General features: G+C 61.2%; 13 protein-coding genes. 4 read left to right on the top strand and 9 right to left on the bottom strand.

Annotation, left to right across the window (positions count from 1 at the left end; translation table 11 throughout):
• Positions 1-47 precede the first annotated feature (47 nt).
• Complete coding sequence (locus IEX27_RS02525; RefSeq protein ID WP_188719347.1) at positions 48-1,331, bottom strand: DNA polymerase IV; 1,284 nt, start codon at positions 1,329-1,331, stop codon at positions 48-50.
• A gap of 120 nt (positions 1,332-1,451) precedes the next feature.
• The gene (locus tag IEX27_RS02520; RefSeq protein WP_188719346.1) at positions 1,452-1,736 is read right to left on the bottom strand and encodes a DUF3572 domain-containing protein; all 285 of its coding nucleotides are present in this window, start codon (positions 1,734-1,736) and stop codon (positions 1,452-1,454) included.
• 221 nt (positions 1,737-1,957) lie between these two features.
• On the opposite strand from IEX27_RS02520, the gene IEX27_RS02515 reads away from it, so the two are divergent.
• The 3 genes from IEX27_RS02515 to IEX27_RS02505 all read left to right on the top strand — a co-directional run bounded on the left by IEX27_RS02515 (position 1,958) and on the right by IEX27_RS02505 (position 4,559).
• On the top strand, positions 1,958-2,329 hold the full coding sequence (locus IEX27_RS02515) for a response regulator (RefSeq protein ID WP_188719345.1): 372 nt from the start codon (positions 1,958-1,960) through the stop codon (positions 2,327-2,329).
• A 42-nt stretch (positions 2,330-2,371) separates the two neighbouring features.
• Positions 2,372-3,742 carry a PleD family two-component system response regulator gene (locus IEX27_RS02510; RefSeq protein ID WP_188719344.1) on the top strand — a complete coding sequence of 457 codons (1,371 nt, stop codon included), beginning with the start codon at positions 2,372-2,374 and terminating at the stop codon, positions 3,740-3,742.
• A gap of 586 nt (positions 3,743-4,328) precedes the next feature.
• Positions 4,329-4,559 (top strand): hypothetical protein, encoded by a 231-nt coding sequence (locus IEX27_RS02505; protein WP_188719343.1) that lies wholly within the window; start codon positions 4,329-4,331, stop codon positions 4,557-4,559.
• An 832-nt stretch (positions 4,560-5,391) separates the two neighbouring features.
• Here IEX27_RS02505 and rpmG read toward each other — a convergent pair.
• From rpmG to topA, 5 genes are all read right to left on the bottom strand, one after another.
• The gene (rpmG, locus tag IEX27_RS02500; RefSeq protein WP_188719342.1) at positions 5,392-5,559 is read right to left on the bottom strand and encodes a 50S ribosomal protein L33; all 168 of its coding nucleotides are present in this window, start codon (positions 5,557-5,559) and stop codon (positions 5,392-5,394) included.
• A 150-nt stretch (positions 5,560-5,709) separates the two neighbouring features.
• Entirely contained in the window at positions 5,710-6,444 is a 735-nt protein-coding gene (locus IEX27_RS02495) for an NUDIX hydrolase (RefSeq protein WP_188719341.1), read from the bottom strand.
• 56 nt (positions 6,445-6,500) lie between these two features.
• Positions 6,501-6,941, bottom strand: a complete 441-nt coding sequence (locus IEX27_RS02490) for a DUF983 domain-containing protein (protein WP_188719340.1) — start codon at positions 6,939-6,941, stop codon at positions 6,501-6,503.
• On the bottom strand, positions 6,941-9,253 hold the full coding sequence (gene rnr / locus IEX27_RS02485; protein WP_188719339.1) for a ribonuclease R: 2,313 nt from the start codon (positions 9,251-9,253) through the stop codon (positions 6,941-6,943). Before rnr ends, IEX27_RS02490 begins: the two co-directional genes overlap by 1 nt.
• 4 nt (positions 9,254-9,257) lie before the next feature.
• Entirely contained in the window at positions 9,258-11,900 is a 2,643-nt protein-coding gene (gene topA / locus IEX27_RS02480; protein ID WP_188719338.1) for a type I DNA topoisomerase, read from the bottom strand.
• A gap of 285 nt (positions 11,901-12,185) precedes the next feature.
• Here topA and IEX27_RS02475 point away from each other — a divergent pair, with 285 nt between their 5' ends.
• On the top strand, positions 12,186-12,422 hold the full coding sequence (locus tag IEX27_RS02475) for a hypothetical protein (protein WP_188719337.1): 237 nt from the start codon (positions 12,186-12,188) through the stop codon (positions 12,420-12,422).
• On the opposite strand, the gene dprA is transcribed toward IEX27_RS02475, so the two are convergent.
• Positions 12,383-13,510, bottom strand: a complete 1,128-nt coding sequence (dprA, locus tag IEX27_RS02470; RefSeq protein ID WP_188719336.1) for a DNA-processing protein DprA — start codon at positions 13,508-13,510, stop codon at positions 12,383-12,385. The two genes, IEX27_RS02475 and dprA, sit on opposite strands and share 40 nt — an antisense overlap.
• Before the next feature lie 11 nt (positions 13,511-13,521).
• Positions 13,522-14,136, bottom strand: coding sequence for a glycerol-3-phosphate 1-O-acyltransferase PlsY (gene plsY / locus IEX27_RS02465; RefSeq protein WP_244630190.1), 615 nt, complete (start codon positions 14,134-14,136; stop codon positions 13,522-13,524).
• Between the last annotated feature and the right edge of the window lie 7 nt (positions 14,137-14,143).

Genomic DNA, 14,143 nt, shown 5'->3' with positions numbered 1-14,143 from the left:
TTAGCTGCTTCCATCAAAGACTTAGAAACAGCCGCTAAGTCGTTGTATTACTTTCTTTGATGGCCGAACGTATAACCCGTCTCCACGGCTGATTGACCGAATTTGTCGCGCAGGCGGTCAATCGCGCCTTCGGCCAGTGCGCGCTTCCGCGCTTGCGTATCAACCAGGTCCGGTGGATCGGCACGAGTGGGGTCGCTGAGATCACTGACGCCGATGCCGAGCAGCCGGAAATGCGTTCCGTCTACCTCGCGTCGAAGAAGGTCCAGCCCCGTCTGAAAAATGCGGTCGGCGAGCTGTGTCGGATCGGCAAGCTGCCGGTTACGCGTGCGGCTTCGGAAATCCTTCGTCTTTAGCTTGAGGACGACCGTACGTCCGGCAAGCCCAGCCTTCTTCAATCGTGCGGAGACCTTCTCGCTCTGTCGACGCAGGATCGGCACTAACTCCTCAAAGGAGGCTATGTCTTCGTTGAACGTCGTCTCAGACGAAACGCTCTTTGCCTCTCCATGCGGCTCCACCCGCCGGTCATCTTCTCCACGGGCGAGGTGATAGAGCCTGACGCCCATGGTGCCGTAGCGGCGCATGAGGTCGTTCTTTTCCATGCGCTGCAACTGGCCGATTATTTTGATTCCATCGTGCGCCAGTGTCTCGGCAAAGGCCTTGCCGACGCCCCAGATGGTTGTGACGGGCTTAGGGCCAAGAAATTCCTGCGCTTCCTCCCGTCCGATCACCGAAAACCCGCGCGGCTTGTCGAGATCCGAGGCAACCTTCGCGAGGAACTTGCAATATGAAAGCCCGACCGAAACCGTAATGCCGATGTCGCGCTCAATCTCCTTCGCAAAGCGCGCCAGGATGTGGGCGGGCGAGGCGCCGTGCAGCCGCTCCGTGCCGGTAAGATCGAGAAAGGCTTCGTCGATGGAGATCGGCTCCACCAGCGGCGTGAGCCGCAGCATCCGCTCGCGCACCTCACGTCCGACTTGCGCGTACTTCTCCATGTCCGGCTTGATGACCACCGCCTGCGGGCAGGCTTCCAGCGCCTTGAACATCGGCATGGCAGAACGCACGCCATGGATGCGCGCGATATAGCAGGCGGTGGAAACGACACCCCGCTTGCCGCCGCCAATGATCAGCGGCTTGTCGACAAGCTCCGGATTGTCCCGCTTCTCCACAGCCGCATAGAACGCATCGCAATCGATATGGGCGATGGAAAGCTGACCCAGTTCCGCATGTGCAACAAGGCGAGGGCTGCCGCAGGCGCGACAACGCCGTCCACTGTCCCTCAGGGCAGTGAAGCAGTCGCGGCAAAATCCTTGGCTACGGAGCTTGTCATTCATCTTGGTTTGTGAGAACGTAACAGGAACAGATGGTATGACAACGAAGGACGTCGCACAAGCTGGACGTGCGTCTATGCACTGGAGAATGCTGACATCCCCGGCCAAGGCGCATGGAGGCGCTTACGGCTGGTAGTCCCACTGCTCGTCGCCAAACGGCAGGCTTCGCGCGGCGGCGCTCACCATGTTCGGTCGCAGATCGGCCGCGCTGCAGAAGTCGAGGAGGGTAGGCTCATGCGCGAGAATGAACTGCAGGACGCCGGCAAGGAACCCGGGCGATTGGGCCGCCTGGCGGATCTCCGAGGCGCTTATCCCTGAAATGCCCAGGAACCGGGGCAGGAGCTCTTCGCTTCCCGCGATGTACGCCAGCGCGCTGATGGCGATGTTTTCTGCCTGTTCCCGATCCATGTCGACCACCAGATTTCTGTGATTGGAAAGGATTTGATAGGCATATGTCCTGAAAACCACAAGATCCGCCTGCATTCTCCGGCAGTGGTTCGGAACGTTGTCCGTTTGTTAACGGTGGATGCGCCATGGCATTATCGGGGGTGACAGCGTAGATGCCAATGCGTCGATACCTGTAGCCAGTGGTTCCACTTGATCTGCGTGGGACGCCGACGGGGAGTGCAATGCCCAAGAAGGTTATGATTGTCGAGGACAACGAGCTCAACATGAAGCTCTTCCGCGACCTGATTGAAGCTAACGGATACGAGACCGTTCGTACGCGCAACGGGTTGAAGGCGCTTGATCTTGCTCGGGAACACATGCCCGACCTGATCCTGATGGATATTCAGCTGCCGGAGGTGTCCGGTCTGGAAGTCACCAAATGGCTGAAAGAAGACGAGACATTGCGGTCAATTCCGGTTATCGCTGTAACCGCCTTCGCCATGAAGGGCGATGAAGAACGCATCCGTCAGGGTGGATGCGAGGCGTATATCTCGAAACCGATATCTGTCACGACTTTCATACAGACCATCAAATCCTACTTAGGAGATGCCTGATCAGCGGCATTGGTGGGCAAGCACCGGGGGGGCTTGGGAGGAATGACCGCTCGTATACTTGTGGTCGATGACGTCGCGGCCAACGTCAAGCTTCTGGAAGCGCGGCTTTCAGCAGAATACTACGATGTCGTCACGGCGCGTTCGGGTCCGGAAGCCATCGAAATCTGCGAGGACGGCAAGATCGATCTCGTTCTGCTGGACATCATGATGCCCGGCATGGACGGTTTTGAAGTGTGCCGCATCCTGAAAGGCAATCCGAAGACCGAGCATGTGCCTGTCGTCATGGTCACAGCCCTGGACCAGACAGAGCATCGCGTCATGGGCCTAGAGGCTGGCGCCGACGATTTTCTGGTGAAGCCCGTGAATGACGTGCAACTGCTGACCCGTGTGCGAACACTGACGCGTCTGAAGGCTTTGACGGACGAGCTGCGCCTGCGCGCCGAAACGACCAATGACATGGACATTGCCGAGCTGTTGCACGCCAGGAGCTCCGGCACCCAGGACAGCCCGCCGATCCTGCTGGTCGACGCCAATCAGCCCTCTCGCGATGCGGTACTCGGCATGCTGTCGGGCGAGTTCGTGGTCGATATCGCGGTGGAGGCACAGGACGCGTTGCTGCGGGCGATCGAAGGCGGCTATGAATGCATTCTGGTCGCGACCGGCAGCAGCGAATTCGATCCGCTGCGCCTTTGCGCGCAGCTCCATGCGCTTGAGCGGACGCGTTCGATACCGATCATCCTGATCGCCAGCCCGGGTGAAGAGCGTTACGTGCTGCGCGGCCTGGAACTTGCCGCCCACGACTATGTGCTGCGGCCCGTCGTGCAGATGGAGCTCATTGCGCGCATCCGCACCCAGATCCGGCGCAAGAGCTACAATGACCGGTTGCGGTCGAGCGTTGCGCGCACAGTCGAAATGGCGATCACGGACCCGCTCACGGGCGTCTACAACCGGCGATATCTCGACAGTCACCTGCAGAGCCAGTTCCATCGCGCGCAGGCCCGCAAGCGGCCGCTTTCGCTCATGATCATCGACGTAGACCGCTTCAAGTGGATCAACGATCAGCTCGGCCATGCGGCTGGCGATCAGGTGCTTCAGGAGCTGGCCCTGAGACTGCAGCGCAATCTGCGCGGCAAGGATCTGATCTGCCGTTTCGGCGGCGAGGAATTCATCGTGGTCATGCCCGATACGGAGCTCGCCGACGCTTTCAAGGTGGGCGAGCGCATCCGCGGCCAGATCGCCGACAGGCCTTTCTCGCTTGATGGCGGCAAGAGCCTGCAGGTGACCGCCAGCGTCGGTATTTCGGGCGTGAAACCCTTCGAGGACAGCCCCGAAGAGATGTTGAAACGCGCTGATGTCGCGCTCTACAAGGCAAAGGCGCAGGGCCGCAATCGGGTGGTCGCCCCTGCAGCGTGACTGGCGCGGGGCGGCAACAGCTCGGTGTTCGATTGTTTTCAGTCGGTTTGCCTTGAGCCCGTTTAACACCGGCGAAGAGGCGTTGCATCATCGTCTAGGTAACATCCGCAGGCTTGCGTGAAGATTGCGTGTGGAACCGCGCGAATTTCCGAGACTGCTTCGGACGCAGGGTACTCGATGCCCGAGTGAAGACTTTCATTCCTCGATCACAAGGAGGCGAGGGGCCCCAGCACTACGGTGCTTCAGACCTGCAGCAAAGAGCTCCGCCGCAACAAATTCCTTGTCCGCCGATTCTTCCTATTGATCTCAGGCGAGCTATGATGCATTATACAACCAGTAGTAGAAATAGCTTACGCAAGGTTGTGCGAACACCCTTCTACTCAGGTTGCCGCATCTCCTGAGCTGTTGGGGTAGGCCGGTCGGCTCTGGCGTTAAAGTGGATTCCTCGTGCCACTGCCAGAATGCCGTCCGGCCATTTTCTTGCCCTGCGTGCCAATTCCACAGTCCAGCCTCGTCCGTTTCAGCCATGGGAGGGATCGCGCGTAGGGCGCGCATCGCCTGCTGAGCGCAGCGTCTAGCTATTCGCATGCTCTGTTGGAGTGGGGAACTGAAATCCGGCGGTGCAATCCAGTGTCTGTCGCGTGCGCCGCGCAACGATGAGTGCACTGCCGTTCTCGGCCAGACTGGCACGGCTGCGGAGGCTGGTGGGCGCATAATGCTCGCGCCGCAGGCAGAATGGCGGCTTGGCATTTCCCGTTTCCGGCACCGCCACAAGGAGCCCTCGATTGGCCGCATCGCGATCACTGACGGCGTATAACGGTCAGGGCAGGTGAGGCTTCGTTGGCTTCAGCCACGACAAGACGGCAACTGGATATCGGCAGATGGCAGTTAGTTGGAGCGAGCCCGAGGCAGTGAACGCTACACCTGCCTCTCGGGGTTGCGCGTGGTGTACGACTTCGGAGGCCTGAGGCGCATGGTGCTGGCACAGGCGCAAGAATGCCGGCTTGTTACTTCCCGTTTCCGGCCACAAGGAAGCCCGCCTCGCATCTGCGGGGGAGCGCCTCACGGCCAGCGCAAGCGTGGCGTCGTTGGCTTCAGCCACGACGAGACGGCAGCTGGATGTCGGCAGATGGCAGGTAGTTGGAGCTAGCCCGAGGTAGTGAACGCTACACCGGCCTCTCGGGGTTGCGCGTGGTGTACGACTGCGGAGGCTTGGTGGGCGTATAGTGCTGGCACCAGGGCCAGAATGCGGGAGGTTAGTTCGACGTCAAGACCACGGTCCCATTCGGTTAGAGGGACGGCTGCTGATAGCTGAGCGGGCAGAGAGCGCTGGTGCGTGTCTTGCGGCTACCAGAGACGCACTGCCGTTCGATCTGTTAAGAGGCTTCGAAGTAAGAATGTTTGGGGTGTCGGCCCGGGCAACACCCACATATGTCGGCTCGCGGACGGAGCGGCAGTAGGTGGACGGAAGACCCGGTTCTCTCTTCCTCGAGTTACTCAGACCTCAGCCACGCGAGAGGCTCAGCCGCCCATCCAAGCCATTGTTTTACGCAATTGCGGAGGGAAAACCGCTTCCCACTTTTCCTGGAGTTGCTCTAACGAAAAACGGCGCCTCAAGGGCGCCGCATCCAAGAAGCAAAGCGAAGATCTTACTTGATCTTGGCTTCCTTGAAATCAACGTGCTTGCGAGCGACCGGATCGTACTTACGAACCGTCATCTTCTCGGTCATCGTGCGGCTGTTCTTCTTGGTGACGTAGAAATAGCCGGTGTCGGCCGTCGACAGAAGCTTGATCTTGATGGTCGTGGCCTTCGCCATATCATTCGTCCATATGTTCTATTGATAACGATGGGCCGGCTGGGAAAACCCAAGGCGCCGAAATTGTTGGCAGAGACATAACGATCACCGGGAAAAAGTCAAGCGATTGTCGGCGGGTTCGCATGTTCTGCGTAAGGTTGTGGCTAAAGTTCAGACAAGCTCGCGTTTAAAGCGGTTGTTGCGCATGTAATAGAAGGGGACGGGCAGTGCTCCCGGCCGCAGTTCCGGGTCAATCGCGAGTCTCTCTTCGAGGTCCGTCAGAATCGTGCGGGTGATAGGCGGGATTTCAAGCTGCTTGGCATCCTCGATGGGTAGCCAGACCTGCTCTTCAAGCTCATCGGTAGGAGGACCGTCGGGCGCGGCCATGGCCACAGCCTCCCGCCAGACGGCAAAGAAGCGGGTGTCGAAGCGGCGAACGCGTCCGGTGGGCGTGATCGCGCGGCCGACGTAACGCAGCGCGTCGAGCGCTGGCTGTACGCCATTCTCAGCAAATCCCTGCCAGCTCGGGTTTGGCGCGTTGAAGGCGCCTTTGTGGCCAATCAGCAGGCCGGCTTCCTCGTAGGTCTCTCGCACGGCTGACATTGCGACTGCGCGAACGCGTGATTCGGTCATCCGACCGACCTGCAGCTTCTTGAACTCGGCGGGATGAAGGGGGGCGGCCACCGGTATCCGTCCATCGGTTGGATCGGTCCTGCCGCCTGGAAAGACAAAGCGACCGGCCATGAACACATGCTTGCTGTGCCGGCGTCCCATCAGGACCTTGATCCTGTCAACGTTCCGGTCGAGGAGGATGAGCGTGGCGGCATCGCGCGGTCGAAGGACAGTGGCCTTGGCGAGGTCCTTCCTCTCGGTTTCGTCAAGCTGCGCCCGCGTCATGCCTTCCATATTCGCCCTCCCTGCCGATTCTTTTTTAGGCTCGTAGAGCCCCAATGTTAGCGGGGCTACTGATCCCCGTAAGCCTTCTCGAATTCTTCATGCCTGTCGCCGAAACCATGCATGCGCAGCGCCCATTGGAGGCCGACGACAGAGCCCTTGATCGGATTGATCAGTGCTATTGCCATCAGGATTGTTATCGGGATCCAGATCGCCAGATGGGTCCAGGACGACCAGTTCGTCATCCGTTCGAAGCTCAGCACCCCGCCGACGGCTATATGACCCACGATGACGATCACCAGATAGGCCGGCAGGTCGTCGGCGCGATGGTGGTGATATTCCTCACCGCACGCGGCGCAGTGATCATTGACCTTCAGAAAGGCCCGGAACAGCTTGCCCTTGCCGCAATGTGGGCAGCGGCCCAGAAAACCGCGCTTCATTGCCTCGAAAATGGGCCGTGCCGGTAGCTTGGACGACTTGGCAGCACCGCCAAAGACGTGTTCTTCCATTATTTTCTCCTGCCCCTGCGTTCGGGCATCTTGCCCCGGCGTGCGGCGCGTCCAACGTCGCGCTTCGCCTTGTGCAGGGATTTCGACGATCCTGGCAGGCCGATCGGCTCGCTCAGCATCTCAAATCGCATGGCGCCGGCAAGTGGCTGGACCTCAACGAGGCGAACCTGCACGGTGTTGCCGAGCTGAAAGCCGCGTCCTGTCCGCTGGCCAACGAGCGCGTGACGCGCTTCGTCGAAGATATAATAGTCCTCGCCCAAAGTTGAAACCGGAATGAAGCCATCTGCGCCAAAATCAGGCAGCTGGACGAAGATTCCGGCTTTGGCGATGCCGGAAATCTTTGCCGTGAACTCTTCGCCGGTGCGGCTGGAAAGATGCTCGGCGATGAGACGGTCGACGGTCTCGCGTTCAGCCGCCATGGCGCGGCGCTCGGCTGCCGAGATGAGAGCTGCCGTTTCCTCCATGCGCGCCTCGTCGTCGCGACTGAGGCCGTAGGGCCCAAGCTCCCTGGCAGTCACAAGCGCACGATGCACGATCAGATCCGCATAACGGCGGATAGGCGAGGTGAAGTGAGCGTAGCGGCGCAGATGCAGGCCGAAATGCCCGAAATTGTCGGTCGAATAGACGGCCTGGCTCTGCGACCGCAGAACAACCTCGTTCACCAGTTGCTCGTGTTCCGTGCCGGAAACGCGCGAAAGGATGTGGTTGAACTGCGAAGGCCGCAGCGCCGCGCCATGCGCCAGCGAAATGCCGAGCGAAGCGAGGAACTCGCGCAGCGATTCCTGCTTGGCGAGCGACGGTTCGTCGTGCACGCGGTAAATCAATGGCTGGCGGGCAGCTTCCAGCGTTTCGGCGGCCGCCACGTTGGCCTGGATCATGAACTCTTCGATGAGCTTGTGCGCATCAAGCCGCGGCGGGACGAAGACCCGGTCGACGGTCCCATCCTCCTTCAGCACGATCTTGCGCTCCGGCAGGTCGAGCTCCAGCGGCTCGCGCGCCTCGCGGCCCCGCTTAAGAACCGCATAGGCGGCCCAGAGCGGCTTCAGGATGGGTTCAAGGATCGGGCCGGTCTTGTCGTGCGGCTTTCCGTCGATCGCCTCCTGCGCCTCCGTGTAGGAGAGGCGTGCCGCAGACCGCATCATCACGCGATGGAACGTGTGTGAGAGCTTACGACCGTCAGAGGCAAAGCGCATGCGCACGGCAAGGGCAGGGCGGTTCTCGCCTTCACGCAGCGAGCAAAGATTGTTGGAGATGCGCTCGGGCAGCATAGGCACGACGCGGTCCGGGAAATAGACCGAGTTGCCGCGCTTCAGCGCCTCACGGTCCAATGCTGAACCGGGATGGACGTAATAGGCCACGTCGGCAATCGCCACAGTGACGATCACGCCCCCGGGATTTTTTTCCTGGTCCGGATCCGGCTCGGCATAGACCGCATCGTCGTGATCCTTGGCGTCGGCTGGATCGATGGTGATGAGCGGAAGCTTACGCCAGTCCTCACGGCCTTCCTTGAGCTGGGCGGGTTCGGCAGCTTCGGCTTCCGCCAGAACGTCTTCAGGGAAGATGTGCGGGATCTCGTGGGCATGGATGGCGATCATCGAGACCGCCTTTTCCGAGGTTAGCGATCCAACGACCTCAACGACCTTGGCTTTCGGCAATCCATAGCGGCCAACGCGGAGCGGAATGACTTCCACAAGATCGCCGTTCTTGGCACCGTTCGCATAGTCGCGATCAACGGTCAGTTCTTCCTGTCGGCGATCGACGGGTTCGATGCGCAAGGTGCCGTCGCGTCGTTCGCGCAACACGCCGAGAACCGCCTTCTTGCGCTTCTCGAACACCTTCATGATGCGGCCGACATAGGCAGGTCCGCTGTCGCCCTCGTTCAGGTGCACGCGGGCGAGCACGCGGTCGCCGACGCCGGCGGTTGCGCGCGCGCCTTTCTGGACACGGATGGAAACGAGAGGAACAGGCCCCTCCAGTTCCTCGTCCTCTTCGGACGGGCGCGCGATGAGCGCACCTTCCGCATCGCGCGAGAAGATGTCGAGCATGACAACGGGCGGAAGGTGACCGGCGCGGATGTTCTTCTTGCCGCGCACGCTGATTGCGCCTTCCGACTTGAGTTCGGCAAGAATGTCCTTCAGCCAGATGCGGTGTTCGCCCTTGATGTTGAAGGCCTTGGCGAGCTCACGCTTACCGGAACGGTCGGGGTTTTCGGTGATGTAGCGCAGGACGTCCTCTTTCGAGGGGAGGTACGCTCCGTCCGCACCCGGCGTGGCTGCCTTCTTCGCGGAGCGCTTCGTAACCCTGCTGACCAAAGACCTAACTCCCTGTCTTCTTCGATTTCGTGGCGGCAGCCTTCGTCTTGGTAGCTGTCGTCTTGGTAGCTGTAGTCTTGGCCGCAGCCTTCTTGGCTGGAGCCTTCTTTGCTGCGGCCTTCTTGGGCGCAGACTTTGAGCTGCCAGCCTTGGCGTTGATCAGCTCGATTGCCTGTTCCAGTGTCAGGCTCTGCGGATCCGTGCCCTTGGGTAGCGTCGCATTGACCTTGCCGTGGTTCACGTAAGGACCAAAGCGGCCGTCGCGTACTGTAATGGCGCCGCCGTCCGGATGTTCCCCGAGCTCCTTCAGCGCTGCAGGCTTGGAGCGTGCACCCGGGCCTCGGCTCTTCTTCTCAGCGATGACGGTGACGGCGCGGTTGATGCCCACCGTGAAAACTTCCTCGACGCTTTCCAGATTGGCGTAGCCGCCATCGTGGAGCAGGAAGGGGCCGTAGCGGCCAATGCCGGCCGAGATCATCTTGCCGGTTTCGGGATGGATGCCCACGTCGCGGGGGAGCGACAGCAGCGATAGCGCCTTCTCCAGGTCGATCGAGTCGGGCGTCCAGCCCTTGGGCAGGCCCGCGCGCTTGGCTTCCTTGCCTTCACCACGCTGGATGTAGGGACCAAAGCGACCGCTGCGCAGCGTGATTTCCTCGCCGGTCTGCGGATCGGTGCCGAGCACCTTGTTGCCGTCGGCAAGCGCGTCCGAGCCGTTGGCTTCACCCGTTTCACCGAACTGCCGTGTAAAGCCGCACTCCGGGTAGTTGGAGCAGCCGACAAAAGCGCCGTAACGGCCGAGCTTCAGCGACAGGTTGCCGGTGCCGCACTTCGGGCAGATGCGCGGGTCGCCGCCATCCTCGCGCGCCGGGAAGATGAGGGGCGCGAGTTCGTTGTTCATCACGTCGATGACATCGGTGACACGCAGTTCCTTGATGTCGTCAACTGCACCCGAAAAATCGCGCCAGAAGTCGCGCAGCACGTCCTTCCAGGAAAGCTTGCCGTCCGAAATCTGGTCGAGCTTTTCTTCGAGACCGGCGGTGAAATCGTACTCGACGTAGCGGCGGAAGAAGTTCTCGAGGAATGTCGTGACAATGCGTCCGCGCGCCTGCGGGATGAGCCGGCGGCGTTCGTTGGTGATGTAGTCGCGGTCTTCCAGCGTCTTCAGGATCGCCGCATAGGTGGACGGCCGGCCGATGCCGAGCTCTTCAAGCTTCTTGATGAGGCTTGCTTCCGTGTAACGCGGCGGCGGTTCGGTCGTGTGTGCAGTGACCTGGATCGACTCGCGCTGAACCTGCTCGTTGGCGTTGATGACTGGCAGGCGGCGATCGTCGTCATCCTCCGCGTCGTCATCCTTCACTTCCGCATAGGCAGCGAGGAAGCCGTCAAACCGGACGACCGAGCCAATGGCACGCAGGCCTGCAACGCGACCGCCACCCTTTGCCTCGATCTCGACGGTGGTGCGTTCGATCTCGGCGGGTTCCATCTGGCTCGAAATCGCACGCTTCCAGATCATCTCGTAGAGGCGTGCCTGATCGGCGTCGAGGTACTTGCGGACCTCGGCAGGTGTGCGGGAAAAGTCGGTCGGGCGAACGGCTTCGTGGGCTTCCTGGGCGTTCTTGGCCTTGGTGGAATAGAAGCGCGGCTTTTCCGGCAGGTACTTGTCACCAAAGGTCTTGGCGATAGCCGATCGTGCCTGCTCGATCGCCTCGGGCGCCATCTGCACGCCGTCGGTACGCATATAGGTGATGAGACCGGTCGTCTCGCCGCCAATGTCCACGCCTTCGTAGAGCTTCTGCGCGACCTGCATGGTGCGCGAGGCCCCGAATCCGAGCCGCGAAGATGCCGCCTGCTGCAGCGTCGAGGTGGTGAACGGTGGCCACGGATTGCGGCGGGTAGGCTTGGCCTCGACCGACAGCACGCGATAGGACGCGCCATCGAGCATGGACTTGATGTCTTCGGCCTGCTCGGCGCTCTTGATGTCGAGCTTCTGCAGCTTGCGGCCTTCGAACTCCGTCAGGCGAGCCTCGAAACTGTCGTTGCGCGGCGTCTGCAGCGTGGCGGCGATCTGCCAGTAATCTTCGCGGACAAAGCGCTCGATCTCAGCTTCGCGATCCGAGACGAGTCGCAGCGCCACCGATTGCACGCGGCCTGCCGAACGCGCGCCGGGAAGCTTGCGCCACAGAACGGGCGAAAGATTGAAGCCGACGAGATAGTCCAGCGCGCGGCGGGCGAGGTAGGCGTCCACCAGCGGTACGTCGATGTCACGCGGATTGGCCATCGCGTCGAGCACGGCCTTCTTGGTGATGGCGTTGAAGACGACGCGGCTGACCTTCTTGTCCTTCAGGACCCGCTTTTGCTTCAGCACGTCGAGCACGTGCCAGGAAATGGCTTCACCTTCGCGATCCGGGTCGGTTGCGAGAATGACGCCGTCGGCGTCCTTCACGGCCTTGGCGATGTCGGCGAGCCGCTTCGCAGACGCGCCGTCGACCTCCCAGGACATGGAGAAGTCTTCATCCGGCCTCACGGATCCGTCTTTGGCGGGAAGGTCGCGGACATGGCCGAAGGAGGCCAGGACCTTGTAGCCCGATCCAAGATATTTGTTGATTGTTTTCGCCTTGGCAGGCGATTCGACGATGACAACATCCATTGACGGACAATACCTTCTCCGGTGCCGTGGTGTTGGCACCGCCAATTTCGAAGCGAGCGAAAGCTCTGGTGACTAGGTCAAATGGCTGTGCTTTTGATCGCGGTCAAGACCCGCGATGTTTTTCACAATGCAGACGATGATGTTTCTCTAAGCCGAGCCGGCAAAATATTCGGCATTATTGGCTTATATTTCCGGCGGCTTCTAGTCCTTGCTGATCAGCTGGCGAAAGCGTCGAGATCCAAGGTTGTGATTGTCGCGCATTCGCCTCGGTGCGAGGGATAGGGGATGCCAAAGTCAAAGGATGGGAACGCCTCGCCGCCTGGGCGAGGTACGGAGACTCTCGACTATATCTGCGCGATGCTACGAGAACTGAGAGTGCTGGCGCACGGCGACCGGGCGGATATGCTCTCCTATCTCATCGAGATGGCCTATGTGGAGGCGAGCGACCTGATGCGGGAACAGGCCCAGGGCGAAAATAGCGTTCAGACGTCGAGCAGGAGTGAGACGAAGCCGCCCGAATGACGTTCGATGCGGCCAGCGAGGTCGAGTTCAAGCAGGACGAGGGCCACCTGCGAGGCCTGCAGGCCCGTGTGGCGGATGATATCATCGATCAGAACGGGGGTTGAGCCAAGCGCGTCAATCACCAGGCTGCGCTCGGTATCGTCCGGCATCGGAGCGGATGCAAGGTCTGCCGGCTCCTCAACGCTAGACACACTTATTGTTCGGCCGAGCAGGGGCGAGATCGCCTCGATGATGTCTTCCGCCTTTGTGACGAGTGTTGCGCCTTCCTTGAGGAGGCGGTTGGTGCCGCCCGCGCGCGGATCGAGGGGGAAGCCGGGCACGGCGAATACGAGGCGGCCCATCTCGTTGGCGAGGCGGGCGCTGATCAGCGAGCCGGACCGCTCCGCGGCCTCGACCACCAGCAGCCCGTAGCAAATGCCCGCGACGATGCGGTTGCGACGTGGAAAATCGATCGCGCGGGGCACCCAGCCGAACGGCATCTCGGTGAGTACAACGCCGCGGACCGCGATCTCTTCATAAAGAGAGTGATTTTCCGGTGGATAGGGTTGATCCAAGCCGCCGGCCAACACTGCTACGGTGCCGTTCTCCAGGCTGCCCCGATGGGCTGCTGTATCTATACCGCGTGCGAGACCGGACACGATGAGGAGGCCTGCGCCTGAGAGCTCCCGCGCCATTTTCTGGGCAAATTTCACGCCCGTGATAGAGGCGTTGCGGGCGCCGACAATAGCGCAGGCGGGCGTTTGCAACAGTTCAGCCCGACCCCTGATCGCGATCAGAGGCGGGGGATTGTCGATGCGCGCGAGGAGGGGTGGATAGTCGGCTTCACCGATGGCGATGAACCGCGCGCGCATGCGTTCGGCCACTTCCAGTTCGGCATCGATCTCGTTCCAGGACGCCAGCTGCACCTTGTCGCGGCCACCGCGGGCGGCGAGTTCCGGCAATGCTTCAAGGGCGGCGTCAGCGCTGCCGTAGCGGTTGATCAGCGAGCGGAAACTTGCCGGCCCGACATTGTCGGTTCGCAGAAGACGAAGCCAGCTGCGTTTCTGGCGTTCGGACAGGAGGCTCCGGCTTTGCGTCTGCGCCTCCATGCCCGGTTCTCCTAGCCTTTGGCGCCGATCCGCGTCTCTGTCCCCGCGAGGAGACGCGATATATTGGCGCGATGCTTGATGAAGATCATGATGCTGAGGGCAGCAAACAGCAGTGCCGGCAGCTTGAGCCCCAGCGCCAGGAGCGCGAGCGGTACGCAGACAGCAGCCACCAGCGCTGAGAGCGAGGAAAAGCGCGTGATGAAGGCCGTCGCGAGCCAGGCAAGAGCAAACACCAGAGCACCCTGCCAGGCAGCAGCGAGCAGGATGCCGAGGTAGGTTGCGACACCCTTGCCGCCCCTGAAGCCCAGCCACACCGGAGCGATGTGGCCGAGGAAGGCGCCGAGTCCGGCGATCAGGCCGTACTGCTCACCGAATCGACCGGCGATCAGAACGGCAGCCGTGCCCTTCAGCGCATCCAGCAGGAGCGTCAGCGCCGCGAGCTTCTTGTTGCCCGTGCGCAGGACGTTTGTCGCACCGATATTGCCCGAGCCGATCTTGCGCACGTCGCCCAGGCCGGCCATCCGCGTCAGGATGAGCCCGAAGGGTATCGACCCGATCAGGTAGCCGCACAGCAGTGCGGCTGCCATGAACGGCAGCGAAGCTTCCCAGCCTGCTGTCTCAATCATGATTTCC

The sequence above is a fragment of the Nitratireductor aestuarii genome (genome assembly GCF_014641695.1).
In the GTDB taxonomy this organism is placed as follows: Bacteria; Pseudomonadota; Alphaproteobacteria; order Rhizobiales; family Rhizobiaceae; genus Chelativorans; species Chelativorans aestuarii.
Note: the sequence above shows the minus strand (reverse complement) of the source record. Positions and strands in the feature narration are given on the sequence as shown.

What these genes read in the sequence shown, in the direction of transcription:
- IEX27_RS02525 (WP_188719347.1), bottom strand. Translation starts at nt 1,331, where the DNA reads ATGAATGACAAGCTCCGTAGCCAAGGATTTTGCCGCGACTGCTTCACT.
- IEX27_RS02520 (WP_188719346.1), bottom strand. Translation starts at nt 1,736, where the DNA reads ATGGATCGGGAACAGGCAGAAAACATCGCCATCAGCGCGCTGGCGTAC.
- IEX27_RS02515 (WP_188719345.1), top strand. Translation starts at nt 1,958, where the DNA reads ATGCCCAAGAAGGTTATGATTGTCGAGGACAACGAGCTCAACATGAAG.
- IEX27_RS02510 (WP_188719344.1), top strand. Translation starts at nt 2,372, where the DNA reads ATGACCGCTCGTATACTTGTGGTCGATGACGTCGCGGCCAACGTCAAG.
- IEX27_RS02505 (WP_188719343.1), top strand. Translation starts at nt 4,329, where the DNA reads ATGCTCTGTTGGAGTGGGGAACTGAAATCCGGCGGTGCAATCCAGTGT.
- rpmG (WP_188719342.1), bottom strand. Translation starts at nt 5,559, where the DNA reads ATGGCGAAGGCCACGACCATCAAGATCAAGCTTCTGTCGACGGCCGAC.
- IEX27_RS02495 (WP_188719341.1), bottom strand. Translation starts at nt 6,444, where the DNA reads ATGGAAGGCATGACGCGGGCGCAGCTTGACGAAACCGAGAGGAAGGAC.
- IEX27_RS02490 (WP_188719340.1), bottom strand. Translation starts at nt 6,941, where the DNA reads ATGGAAGAACACGTCTTTGGCGGTGCTGCCAAGTCGTCCAAGCTACCG.
- topA (WP_188719338.1), bottom strand. Translation starts at nt 11,900, where the DNA reads ATGGATGTTGTCATCGTCGAATCGCCTGCCAAGGCGAAAACAATCAAC.
- IEX27_RS02475 (WP_188719337.1), top strand. Translation starts at nt 12,186, where the DNA reads ATGCCAAAGTCAAAGGATGGGAACGCCTCGCCGCCTGGGCGAGGTACG.
- dprA (WP_188719336.1), bottom strand. Translation starts at nt 13,510, where the DNA reads ATGGAGGCGCAGACGCAAAGCCGGAGCCTCCTGTCCGAACGCCAGAAA.
- plsY (WP_244630190.1), bottom strand. Translation starts at nt 14,136, where the DNA reads ATGATTGAGACAGCAGGCTGGGAAGCTTCGCTGCCGTTCATGGCAGCC.